This window comes from Methylobacterium ajmalii, assembly GCF_016613415.1.
GTDB classification, from domain to species: domain Bacteria; phylum Pseudomonadota; class Alphaproteobacteria; order Rhizobiales; family Beijerinckiaceae; genus Methylobacterium; species Methylobacterium ajmalii.
Genome location: NZ_JACWCT010000110.1, coordinates 21,149 through 32,124 on the forward strand (window position 1 = coordinate 21,149; position 10,976 = coordinate 32,124).

At 70.7% G+C, this 10,976-nt stretch carries 10 protein-coding genes and 1 pseudogene; 4 read left to right on the forward strand and 7 right to left on the reverse strand.

Translation table 11 applies throughout. The annotated features are described in order from the left end of the window. Positions 1 to 81 precede the first annotated feature (81 nt). Positions 82 to 1,680, forward strand: a complete 1,599-nt coding sequence (locus HPY23_RS20935; RefSeq protein WP_060847431.1) for an acyl-CoA synthetase — start codon at positions 82 to 84, stop codon at positions 1,678 to 1,680. Beyond that, positions 1,677 to 2,534, forward strand: coding sequence for a PPC domain-containing DNA-binding protein (locus HPY23_RS20940; RefSeq protein ID WP_091884296.1), 858 nt, complete (start codon positions 1,677 to 1,679; stop codon positions 2,532 to 2,534). Before HPY23_RS20935 ends, HPY23_RS20940 begins: the two co-directional genes overlap by 4 nt. Here HPY23_RS20940 and HPY23_RS20945 read toward each other — a convergent pair. The 4 genes from HPY23_RS20945 to HPY23_RS20960 all read right to left on the reverse strand — a co-directional run bounded on the left by HPY23_RS20945 (position 2,503) and on the right by HPY23_RS20960 (position 6,480). After that, positions 2,503 to 3,063 carry a GNAT family N-acetyltransferase gene (locus HPY23_RS20945; protein WP_091884293.1) on the reverse strand — a complete coding sequence of 187 codons (561 nt, stop codon included), beginning with the start codon at positions 3,061 to 3,063 and terminating at the stop codon, positions 2,503 to 2,505. The genes HPY23_RS20940 and HPY23_RS20945 overlap by 32 nt on opposite strands. Positions 3,064 to 3,503: 440 nt before the next feature. After that, the gene (thrS, locus tag HPY23_RS20950) at positions 3,504 to 5,516 is read right to left on the reverse strand and encodes a threonine--tRNA ligase (protein WP_091884650.1); all 2,013 of its coding nucleotides are present in this window, start codon (positions 5,514 to 5,516) and stop codon (positions 3,504 to 3,506) included. A 170-nt stretch (positions 5,517 to 5,686) separates the two neighbouring features. Further along, positions 5,687 to 6,001, reverse strand: coding sequence for a membrane protein insertion efficiency factor YidD (gene yidD / locus HPY23_RS20955; RefSeq protein WP_091884291.1), 315 nt, complete (start codon positions 5,999 to 6,001; stop codon positions 5,687 to 5,689). Then, on the reverse strand, positions 5,998 to 6,480 hold the full coding sequence (locus tag HPY23_RS20960; protein ID WP_091884288.1) for an iron-sulfur cluster assembly scaffold protein: 483 nt from the start codon (positions 6,478 to 6,480) through the stop codon (positions 5,998 to 6,000). The genes yidD and HPY23_RS20960 overlap by 4 nt, the downstream gene beginning before the upstream one ends. 275 nt (positions 6,481 to 6,755) lie before the next feature. Between HPY23_RS20960 and folE the strand changes: the two genes are divergently transcribed. Both folE and hisI read left to right on the forward strand, forming a co-directional pair. After that, positions 6,756 to 7,415 (forward strand): GTP cyclohydrolase I FolE, encoded by a 660-nt coding sequence (gene folE / locus HPY23_RS20965; protein WP_060847426.1) that lies wholly within the window; start codon positions 6,756 to 6,758, stop codon positions 7,413 to 7,415. Then, positions 7,412 to 7,834 carry a phosphoribosyl-AMP cyclohydrolase gene (gene hisI / locus HPY23_RS20970; RefSeq protein WP_091884285.1) on the forward strand — a complete coding sequence of 141 codons (423 nt, stop codon included), beginning with the start codon at positions 7,412 to 7,414 and terminating at the stop codon, positions 7,832 to 7,834. The genes folE and hisI overlap by 4 nt, the downstream gene beginning before the upstream one ends. A gap of 228 nt (positions 7,835 to 8,062) precedes the next feature. Here the strand turns inward: hisI and HPY23_RS20975 are convergent, their stop codons facing one another. The 3 genes and pseudogenes from HPY23_RS20975 to HPY23_RS20985 form a co-directional block, all read right to left on the reverse strand. After that, complete coding sequence (locus tag HPY23_RS20975; RefSeq protein ID WP_091884283.1) at positions 8,063 to 8,479, reverse strand: gamma-glutamylcyclotransferase family protein; 417 nt, start codon at positions 8,477 to 8,479, stop codon at positions 8,063 to 8,065. A gap of 17 nt (positions 8,480 to 8,496) precedes the next feature. Then, positions 8,497 to 10,500 carry an acetyl-CoA carboxylase biotin carboxylase subunit gene (locus HPY23_RS20980; RefSeq protein ID WP_091884280.1) on the reverse strand — a complete coding sequence of 668 codons (2,004 nt, stop codon included), beginning with the start codon at positions 10,498 to 10,500 and terminating at the stop codon, positions 8,497 to 8,499. A gap of 215 nt (positions 10,501 to 10,715) precedes the next feature. Further along, a pseudogene (locus HPY23_RS20985) lies at positions 10,716 to 10,976 on the reverse strand (hypothetical protein); the annotation flags it as partial.

Genomic DNA, 10,976 nt, shown 5'->3' on the forward strand with positions numbered 1-10,976 from the left:
CTTCCCCCGACGCGCACGGGCCGAAGGCCGGCGTCCCGAGGGAGGATACGACGTGACCCATACGAGCCGGAGGGCTGCCCGATGAGGCCGATGTCGCGCCGGGTGATGAACCTCGCCCATTCGCTCACCCAGGCCGCCGCGCGCCACCCGGAGCGCCCGGCGATCGTGTGGGGCGAGCGGAGCTGGACGTGGCGCGCCTTCGACGCCCGGGTCTCGGCGCTGGCGGCGGCGCTGCGCGCTCGCGGGATCGCCAAGGGCGACCGCCTGCTGGTGCACGCCCGCAACGGCAACGCCATCCTGGAGATCATGTACGCGGCGTTCCGCCTCGGCGCCGTGTTCGTGCCGACGAACTTCCGGCTGATGCCCGGCGACGTGTCCTACCTCGCGAGCCAGTCGGGCGCGACCGCCTTCCTGTGCCACGCCGACTATCCCGAGCACGTCGCGGCGGTGCGGGAGGCCTGCCCGTCGCTGCGCCACGTCGTCGTCATCGGCGAAGGACCGGCCGAGGGCGAGGCCTACGAGGCCGTGGTGGCCTCCGGCGAAGGACAGGCCGTTGCGAATGAGGGCGTCGAGCACGACGACCCGTGCTGGTTCTTCTACACCTCCGGCACCACCGGCAAGCCGAAGGCCGCGGTGCTGACCCACGGCCAGATGGCCTTCGTCATCACCAACCATCTCTGCGACCTGATGCCGGGCACGAGCCCGGAGACCGACGCCTCGCTGGTGGTGGCGCCGCTCTCGCACGGGGCGGGCGTGCACGCGGTGGCGCAGGTCGCCCGCGCGGTGACCTCGGTGCTGCCGGGCTCGGAGCGCTTCGACGCCGCGGAGGTCTGGGGCTTGGTCGCGCGCCACCGCGTCACCAACATGTTCACCGTGCCGACGATCCTGAAGATGATGGTCGAGCACCCGGCGGTCGACGCCCACGACCACTCGTCCCTGCGCTACATCATCTATGCCGGCGCGCCGATGTACCGCGAGGACCAGAAGCGGGCGTTGCGCAGCCTCGGCAAGGTGATCGTGCAGTATTTCGGCCTCGGCGAGGTCACCGGCAACATCACGGTGCTGCCCCCCGCCCTGCACGAGGCCGAGGACGGCCCGGCGGTGAAGATCGGCACCTGCGGCTTCGAGCGCACCGGGATGCAGGTGCAGATCCAGGACGGCGAGGGCCGCGAGGTCGCTCCCGGCGAGACCGGCGAGATCTGCGTCTGCGGGCCGGCGGTCTTCGCCGGCTACTGGGAGAACCCGAAGGCCAACGCCGACGCCTTCCGGGACGGGTGGTTCCGCACCGGCGACCTCGGCTTCCTCGACGCCGAGCGCTTCCTCTACATCACGGGGCGCGCCTCCGACATGTACATCTCGGGCGGCTCCAACATCTATCCGCGCGAGATCGAGGAGAAGATCCTGGCCCATCCGGCGGTGGCCGAGACGGCGGTGCTCGGCGTGCCGGACCCGACCTGGGGCGAGATCGGCATCGCGGTCTGCGTCCCGCGCGAGGGCATGGCGCTGTCCGAGGACGACGTGATGGCGTTCCTGTTCGACAAGGTCGCCCGCTACAAGCTGCCCCGCCGGGTCATCCTGCGTGAGGCGCTGCCGAAATCCGGCTACGGCAAGATCACCAAGAAGATGGTGCGCGAGGAGCTGGAGGCTGCCGGGCTGCTGGGCGAGAGGGCGCAGTCGTGAGCGGCGCCGATCCGACCCGGCCCGGTTTCGCCACCCTGGCGCAGCCGGGCCCGGCCCGGCCCGAACGCTGGCTGGCGGCCGGCGGCGCCCTCCTCCGCCGCGCCTTCGACCTCGCGCCTCGGCGGACCCTGCTCGATGCCGTCGCCGGGCCGCTCGCGGCGACCGGGATGCGCGGCGGCGTGGTGCATCTCGCGGGCGGGAGTTTTTCTCCCTTCGCCTACGTGATGCCGGCGCTCTCCGCCGACCCGCGCTTTGCCGCCTATTACAGCGAGACCCACCGGCCCAAGGGCGAGACGCGGCTCGAGCGCGCCAGCGCCACCTTCGGCGAGCGCGACGGCGCGCCGTTCCTGCACGTCCACGGCACCTGGATCGAGCCCGACGGGCGCCGCCGCGCCGGTCACCTCCTGCCGCTGGAGGTCGTGATCGCGGACGCGGTCCGGGCAGAGGCCTGGGGTACGGCGGCGGCGGCCTGGCGCGTCCTGCCGGATGCCGAGACCAACTTTCCGCTGTTCACCCCCGTGGCCTGCGGTGACGCACCGTCCGCCTGCCTGCTCCTGAAGATCCAGCCGAACGAGGAGATCCACGGCGCGATCGAGGCGGCGTGCCGGGCGCACCGGCTCGCGGCGGCGCGGGTGCGCGGCATCGGCAGCATCGTGCGGCCGACCTTCGCCGACGGGCGGGTGATCCCGACCGATGCCAGCGAGGTGCTGATCCGCGACGGGACCGTGCGGGACGGGGTGGCGCGGCTCGATATCGCGGTGGTGGACGTCGCGGGGGGCATCCACGAGGGCGTCCTGCACCGCGGCGCCAACGCCGCCTGCATCACGTTCGAGCTGTGCCTGACGGCGGAGTGAGGCCCTCACGCTCGACGGCGTAGACCTGCACCAACTCGTCGCGGCTCCTCGCCGGCGCGTGAATCACCATCTCGCGCCGGAACGTCAGGCCGCAGGCCCGCATGACCGCGAAGGAGGCGGCGTTCTCCGGGTGCGCGCTGGCCTCGATCCGGTCGAGGTCGAACCAGTCGAACGCGGCGGGCAGCACGGCGCCGGCCGCCTCCCGCAGGAATCCGCGGCGGTGATGCGCCTCCCCGAGCCAGTAGCCGAGGATCGCGGTCCGCGGATCGGTCCGGTGCAGCATGATCCAGCCGAGGAGCTCGCCCCGCGCCGTGATCGCGAGCGACAGGGCTCGGCCCGCCGCGGCCTGCTCCCGCGCCGTCGCGATCCGCTCGCGGGCCATCGCGACGGTGTAGGGCAGCGGCCAGGAGGCGAGCCAGCGGCTCACCGCCGGGGTCATCATGGCGCAGGTCGCCTCCGCGTCCTCCGGGGCGACGAGGCGCAGGTGGAGGCGGGGCGTGTCGAGGGTGGGCGGAGACCGTCCTGTCATGGCGGCACGATATCATGCCTTGCCGCAAGGTCAGCGCCGATCGTCGCACGACGCGAACGGATTCGTCCTCCTCGAACGACGGTCGCCGACCCGACAGCGACCTACCCCCTCGGCCGCCGGATCGAGGCGAGAATCAAATACGACGTCGTGATTTCGCGATCATGTCTTCGAGCGAGCGTTCCCCTCGCCCAGGCTGCAGAGGGAAACAACGCCAGATCCAAACACCGTGATCGTCGATTATGACGGATCGATACGATCGCGACCCGGCTCGATCCGCCAGGAACGACACCTTCGGCGAGGGGTCGATGCGACGTCGGTACGCCGTATCGGAAGCCTGCGCGAGATCCGATCGGCGCCGAGAGCCGCATCGCGAGGCACTCGATCGGATCTCGCATCCTCCAAGGCAGACCGCTGCGGGAATCCCGGAGCGGTTCAACCCTCTACGGAGCCGGCGTCTCCCCGTGCTGCCCGTCGAGCGTCACGCCCTCGCTCGGCACGCTGTCGGCCACGGCCTGCGCCCGGCGCAGGTCCGGGAAGGTCGCCTCGGCGACGAGTTCGGCCAAAGCCTGGTCGAGCGGCAGGGTGCGGCTCTGCGGGCTGCCGAGGCGGCGGATCGAGACGGTGCGCTCCTCGCCCTCCTTGCGGCCGACGACCAGCATCACCGGTACCTTGGCGTGGGAATGCTCGCGGACCTTATAGTTGATCTTCTCGTTGCGAAGATCGGCCTCGGCCCGCAGGCCCGCCGCGTCGGCCGCTCTCAAGACCTCGCGGGCATAGGGGTCGGCCTCGCCGGTGATCGTTGCGACGACGACCTGGAGCGGAGCCAGCCAGAGCGGGAAGTGGCCGGCGAAATGCTCGATCAGGATGCCGGTGAAGCGCTCCATCGAGCCGCAGATCGCCCGGTGGACCATCACCGGGGTCTTCTTCTGCCCGTCGGCATCGACGAAGAAGGCGCCGAACCGCTCGGGCAGGTTGAAGTCGACCTGCGTCGTGCCGCATTGCCAGTCGCGGCCGATGGCGTCGCGCAGCACGTACTCGAATTTCGGGCCGTAGAAGGCGCCCTCGCCGGGGTTGATCGCGGTCTTGATCCGCCCGCCCGACTGCTCCTCGATCTGGGACAGCACCCGGGTCATCACCTCCTCGGCGTGGTCCCACAGGGCGTCCGAGCCGACGCGCTTCTCCGGCCGCGTCGAGAGCTTCACGACGATCTCGTCGAAGCCGAAATCGGCGTAGGTGGAGAGGATCAGGTCGTTGATCTTCAGGCACTCGGCGGCGAGCTGGTCCTCGGTGCAGAAGACGTGGGCGTCGTCCTGCGTGAAGGCGCGCACCCGCATCAGCCCGTGCAGCGCGCCGGACGGCTCGTAGCGCGAGACCGCGCCGAACTCGGCCATGCGCAGCGGCAGGTCGCGGTACGACTTGAGGCCGTGCTTGAAGATCTGGACGTGGCCGGGGCAGTTCATCGGCTTGATCGCGAAGACGCGGTCGTCCTCGGTCTTCGTGACGAACATGTTCTCCCGGTACCAGTCCCAGTGGCCCGAGGTCTCCCACAGCGCCTTGTCGAGGATTTGCGGGGCGTTCACCTCGGCGTAGTCGCCCTTCAGGCGCCGGCGCATGTAGGCGATCAGCGACTGGAACAGGGTCCAGCCCTTCGGGTGCCAGAACACCACGCCCGGCCCCTCCTCCTGGAAGTGGAAGAGGTCCATCTCACGGCCGAGCTTGCGGTGGTCGCGGCGCTCGGCCTCGGCGAGGCGGTTGAGATAGGCGTCGAGGTCGGCCTGATTCGCCCAGGCCGTGCCGTAGATCCGGCTCAGCATCGGCTTCGTCGAATCGCCGCGCCAATAGGCGCCCGCCACCTTCATCAGCTTGAAGGCGCTGCCGACCTTGGCCGTCGAGGTCATGTGTGGGCCGCGGCAGAGGTCGAACCACTCGCCCTGGCGGTAGATCCGCAGGTCCTCGCCCGGCGGGATCGCGTCGACGAGCTCGACCTTGAAGTTCTCGCCCTTCTCCTCGAACAGCTTGCGCACGTCGTCGCGCGCCCAGACCTCCTTGGTGAAGGGGGCGTCACGGGCGATGATCTCGCGCATCCGCGCCTCGATCGCCGGAAAGTCGTCCGGCGAGAACGGGGTCTCGCGGTGGAAGTCGTAGTAGAAGCCGTTCTCGATCACCGGGCCGATCGTGACCTGGGTCTCCGGCCACAGCGACTGCACGGCTTCCGCCAGCACGTGGGCGCAATCGTGCCGGATCAGCTCGAGCGCCCGCGGGTCGGTGCGGTCGAGGAACTCGATGCGGGCATCCTGTGCGATCGTATCGTCGAGGTCGCGGACGGTGCCGTCGAGGGCCATCGCGACGGTGCGCTTGGCGAGCGACTTGGCGATGCCCTCGACGACGGCGCGGCCGGTCACGGCGCCGTCGAACGAGCGGGTGGCGCCATCGGGGAAGGTCAGGATCGGCATGGTCTTCAAAGGACTCCTCGGGGCTCACTCCTGCGCACGGTGCAGGTAAGCCGGGTGGCGGACACGAAGTCCGGCGGGCCAATGGGCCGCACACCGGACCGGCGCCCTATAGCAGCGATGACGGGACATGTCAGACACAGTCCCTCGCCTTCGCCCGCGCCTTTGGAGGATCAGCCCTCGACGCTCTCGCAGAGCGGCGGCGGCGCGTTGACCCCGCGCCAGCGTGCATAGGCCCAGGGGCGGTGCCAGGCGCCGGGGGGCAGCGTCTCGGGCACGAGGTCGATGCCGTGGGTGCCGAACGGGCCGCAGCGGCAGATCCGGGCAAAGCCCATCCAGCCTCCCGCCCAGAGGCCGTGGCGCTGGATCGCCTCGTCGGTATAGGCCGAGCAGGACGGCCAGTGCCGGCACTGGCGCCCGACGAGGCCCGACAGCGAGAGCTGGTAGCCGCGGATGGCGAAGTGCGCCGCGCGGCGGGCCGGGCTCACGCCGGCACCGCCTCTGTCTTGGTGGCTCCCTCGGTGGCTCCCTCGGTGGCTCCCTTGGCGGCGATCTGATCGAGGGCGTCGACCACGGCGTCGAAGGTCAGCAGCGTCGAGGCGTGGCGGGCCTTGAAGTCCCGCACCGGTTCCAGCACGGCGAAGTCGGCGAACTTGCCCTCGGGCGCCGGTCCGCCCTCCTTCAGCATCCGCCGCACGGTCTCGCGGAGCGACCGCAGTTCGTCGGGGCTCGCCCCGACGGCGTGGCGGGCCATCAGCGACGAGGCGGCCTGGCCGAGCGCGCAGGCCTTCACGTCGTGGGCGAAGTCGGTCACCGTGTCGCCCTGGGTGGCGATATCGACCGTCACGGTCGAGCCGCACAGCTTCGAGTGCTTGGACGCGCTCGCGCCCGGTGCCGGCAGCCGCCCGAGGCGCGGGATGTCCGCCGCGAGGGCGAGGATGCGGGCGTTGTAGATGTCGTCGAGCATGGCAGTCGTACTTTGGGCGAGAGGGGCCACCGGACTGACGAATCGGGCTTGACCGGACCGGTCCGACTTTGGCTTGACGGGCGGATGCCCCGGAGCGCAAGGACCTGCCGCGCCCCCGGTGCATTGCGCGGCCGAGCCGAGCCCGTGATATAGGCACCGAGGCCCGGCTCCGCGAGACGCCGCCGGGTCGCGGCGCGGTGCGCGCGACGGCAGGGCGGCCCCGACGAACCGGAGATCCGGGTCGCCCCGACCCTGGCCACGATCTTGGAGGCGTGATGGACGCGGTGCTGAAGTCCTTGTCGGTCCGGGCCCCGGAGGCGGCCGACAAGCGCAGCGACGCCCCCCGGCCGGAGCGCGTCACCGAGCGGCCGACCCGCCAGGAGGCCGAGGCCGCCGTGCGTACCCTGCTGCGCTGGGCCGGCGACGACCCGGAGCGCGAGGGCCTGATCGAGACGCCGCAGAGGGTGGTGAAGGCCTACGAGCAGATTTTCGGCGGCTACCGCCAGGACGCCGACGCCATCCTCGACCGGGTGTTCGAGGAGGTGGAGGGCTATTCCGACATCGTGCTGGTGCGCGACATCCCGTTCCACTCGCACTGCGAGCACCACATGGTGCCGTTCATGGGCCACGCCCACATCGCCTACTACCCGCGCCGCGGCGTCGTCGGGCTTTCGAAGCTCGCCCGGGTGGTCGACACCTTCGCCCGCCGGCTCCAGACCCAGGAGACGATGACCGCCCAGATCGCCGACGTCATCGATTCGGTGCTGCATCCCCGCGGCGTCGCCGTGATGGTCGAGGCCGAGCACCTGTGCATGGCGATGCGCGGCGTGCAGAAATCCGGCGTCTCGACCATCACCACCCAGTTCACCGGCGTCTTCAAGCAGGACCCGACCGAGCAGGTCCGCTTCCTCACCCTGGTCCGCGACCGGCGATGACCGTACTTCCGACCTTCGCGGCGCCCGGTCCCAAGCGCGAGCTGGAAGAGGGCGAGACCTTCACGCCGCGCTTCGGCCCGGACGGCCTGATCACCGCGGTCGCGGTCGATGCCGAGACCGGCGCGATGCTGATGCTCGCGCACATGAACGCCGAATCGCTGGCGCGCACGCTCACGACCGGCGAGGTCTGGTACTGGTCGCGTTCGCGCGGGGAGCTCTGGCACAAGGGCGCCACCAGCGGACAGATCCAGACGCTGGTCGAGATGCGGGTCGATTGCGACCAGGACGCGCTCCTGCTGCGGGTGCGCGTCGGCGGCGATGGCGGATGCTGCCATACCGGGCGGCGGGACTGCTTTTATCGGGGTGTCGTGTACGACGCAGAGAGCGGGGCGGTGAAGCTGGTTCCCCACGCTTCGTAAAGCACCGCCGCTCAACCCTCCCCCCTCTGCGGGGGGAGGGTGGCGAGCGGAGTGAGCGCAGCGGGACGAAGTCCCGCCGAGAGGGGCGGCGGGACGCTGATCAAGCGGGCGCCCGTCACCATGGTCGCGACTTCTCCGGAAGCGGCGTCCCCTCTCCCGCCCCGGTGCGAGTGCTTCGCACTCGCCGTGGGGCACCCTCCCCCGCAGAGGGGGGAGGGTTCTAGGCGTTCAACGCTTCAGCGCCGCCAGCCCCTTCAGATACATCTCCGGCAGCCCGTTCTCTCGCCCGGCCGCGATCACGCCCTCCAGGTAGCCCGGCCGCGGCACCCCACCGTTGCCGCGCCCGAGATACACCAAGGCCCGCCGCACCCCGCCCTCGGTCGAGACCGGCTGCTGCGCCTTGACGTAGAGCCCGCTCGCCACGCCCTCGTAGCGGTCGAGGGCGGGCACGTCGCTCAAGGCCAGGTCCCACAGCACGCCCCAGACCGTTCCCGAGGGCCAGCGCTCCACCGAGGCGTAGCCCTCCCGCATGATCACCAGGCGGTGGCGGTTGAGCCGGCCGAGGCCGATGACCCGCGAGGCGGGGCAGCGCCGGGCCATGGCGGCCCGGTCCATGTTGGAGCCGTAGGCGAAGTACAGCGGCACGGGAGAACCGGACGACCTCAGGCGAATTCGAGGATCACCGCATCCACCGCAAGGCTGTCGCCCTCCTTGGCTTGGATGGTCTGGACGGTGCCGTCGCGCTCGGCGCGCAGCACGTTCTCCATCTTCATCGCCTCGACGATCGCCAGCGGCTCGCCCGCCTTCACCTCCTGACCGGGGGTGACCATGATGGTCTTCACCAGCCCCGGCATCGGGCAGAGCAGCTGCTTGCCCGAACCGGCGACCTCCTTGACCGGCATCAGGGCGGCGAGTTCGGCCTCGCGCTTGGTGTAGACGCGGGCCTCGGCGGCCGCGCCCGCGTGGTTGAGCAGCACGCCGTTGAGGAGCGGGCGGACCTGGACCGCCGCCGGCTCGTCGCCGATCGTGCCGGCCCAGACCGGCTCGCCCGGGAGCCAGTCGCTCTCCACCATCCACTCGGTGCCGTCCGCGAAGGCGACCACGACGCCGTCGTTGGTGGTCTCGACGGTCGCCTCGAAGCGCTCCTCGCCGAGGCGCACCACCCGCTCCTGCTCGAAGCGCAGCAGGTAGGGCTCGCGCATCTGGCCCGATATGCCGCGCTTGCGCTCGTTCTGCATATGGTCGATCGCGGCGGCCACCGCGGCCATCCGGCGCGCCACCTCGCCCTCGGGCTTCGGGGCCTCGAACCCGTTCGGGAACTCTTCCGCGATGAAGCCGGTGGAGAGCCGGCCCTCCTGCCAGCGCGGATGGTGCATCAGCGCCGAGAGGAACGGGATGTTGTGGCGGATGCCGTCGATCGCGAAGGCGTCGAGGGCCTGGGCCTGCGAAGAAATCGCCTCGGCGCGGGTCGGCGCCCAGGTGACGAGCTTGGCGATCATCGGATCGTAGTGGATCGCGATCTCGCTGCCCTCCTCGACGCCGGTGTCGTTGCGCACGATCGCCTCGCCGAACTCGCCCTCCTCCGGCGGCCGGTAGGTGGTGAGCCGGCCGATCGAGGGCAGGAAGTTGCGGGTCGGGTCCTCGGCGTAGACGCGGCTCTCCACCGCCCAGCCGTTGAGCTTCACGTCGTTCTGGGCAATCGGCAGCGTCTCGCCGGCGGCGACCCGGATCATCAGCTCGACGAGGTCGAGGCCGGTGATCATCTCGGTCACCGGGTGCTCGACCTGGAGCCGGGTGTTCATCTCGAGGAAGTAGAACGACTTGTCCTGGCCGGCGACGAACTCGACGGTGCCGGCGGAATCGTAGTTCACGGCCTTAGCCAGCGCCACCGCCTGCTCGCCCATCTTGCGCCGGGTCGCCTCGTCGAGGAGCGGGCTCGGCGCCTCCTCGATGACCTTCTGGTTGCGGCGCTGGATCGAGCACTCGCGCTCGCCGAGATAGACGACGTTGCCGTGCTTGTCGCCGATGACCTGGATCTCGATGTGGCGCGGATCGGTGATGAACTTCTCGACGAAGACCCGGTCGTCGCCGAAGGACGAGGCGGCCTCGGAGCGGGCGCGGGCGAAGCCCTCCGCGACCTCGTCGGCCGAGTGCGCGATGCGCATGCCCTTGCCGCCGCCGCCGGCCGAGGCCTTGATCATCACCGGATAGCCGATCTCGTCGGCGATGGTGACGGCGTGCTCGGGGGACTCGATCACCCCGAGGAATCCCGGCACGGTCGAGACCTGTGCGGCGGAGGCCGCCTTCTTCGACTCGATCTTGTCGCCCATGGCGGCGATGGCGCCCGGGTTCGGGCCGATGAACACGATGCCGGCGGCTTCGAGCGCCTTCGGGAAGGCCTCGCGCTCGGAGAGGAAGCCGTAGCCGGGATGCACGGCCTGCGCACCGGTCTGCCGGCAGGCCTCCACGATCTTGTCGATGACGAGGTAGGACTGGGCCGCGGCGGCCGGGCCGATATGCACCGCCTCGTCGGCCATGGCGACGTGCAGCGCGTCGCGGTCGGCGTCGGAATAGACCGCCACCGTCTTGATCCCCATCCGGCGCGCCGTCTTGATGATGCGGCAGGCAATCTCGCCGCGGTTGGCGATCAGGATCTTGTCGAACATCGGAGCGCGCACTCGAGCCTTGAGGAGAAGCCGGGCCGGGGTGGGACACACCCAAGCTCATCCCCGTTAAAGCATGGCGCGCGCGGCGCAAAGCCGGCTGTTCTCGGCCAAAGGGGCGAACCCGGTCACCCGGCGCGAAAGGGCGGAGCCCGTCTTCACGCGGCCCAGAAGGGCGAAGCCCGTCTTCATGCAGCGCGAAAGGGCGAAGCCCGTCTTCACGCAGCAATGGCGTAGGCCAGGATCTCCTCGACCGCCTCGTCGCCCCCGGCCCGCGCCCGGTTCGCCTTGAGGGCGAAGCCGATCAGCACCGCATCGTTGGTCTCGGCCTCGCGTACCACCTCGACGGCGATGCGGGCGCCCGTCGCGGTCGGCCCGCGGCCGCAGCCCAGCGAGGCGGCGAGCCAGTGGGCGGTGTCGGCGTCGATGTGCCCGGTCGGGCGCTCGCCCCAGACCGCGAAATCGACCACCGCGGCGAC

Excerpts from the sequence above, each read along its gene's own strand:
- HPY23_RS20935 (WP_060847431.1), top strand. The coding sequence starts at position 82 with ATGAGGCCGATGTCGCGCCGGGTGATGAACCTCGCCCATTCGCTCACC.
- HPY23_RS20945 (WP_091884293.1), bottom strand. The coding sequence starts at position 3,063 with ATGACAGGACGGTCTCCGCCCACCCTCGACACGCCCCGCCTCCACCTG.
- thrS (WP_091884650.1), bottom strand. The coding sequence starts at position 5,516 with ATGCCGATCCTGACCTTCCCCGATGGCGCCACCCGCTCGTTCGACGGC.
- HPY23_RS20960 (WP_091884288.1), bottom strand. The coding sequence starts at position 6,480 with ATGCTCGACGACATCTACAACGCCCGCATCCTCGCCCTCGCGGCGGAC.
- folE (WP_060847426.1), top strand. The coding sequence starts at position 6,756 with ATGGACGCGGTGCTGAAGTCCTTGTCGGTCCGGGCCCCGGAGGCGGCC.
- hisI (WP_091884285.1), top strand. The coding sequence starts at position 7,412 with ATGACCGTACTTCCGACCTTCGCGGCGCCCGGTCCCAAGCGCGAGCTG.
- HPY23_RS20980 (WP_091884280.1), bottom strand. The coding sequence starts at position 10,500 with ATGTTCGACAAGATCCTGATCGCCAACCGCGGCGAGATTGCCTGCCGC.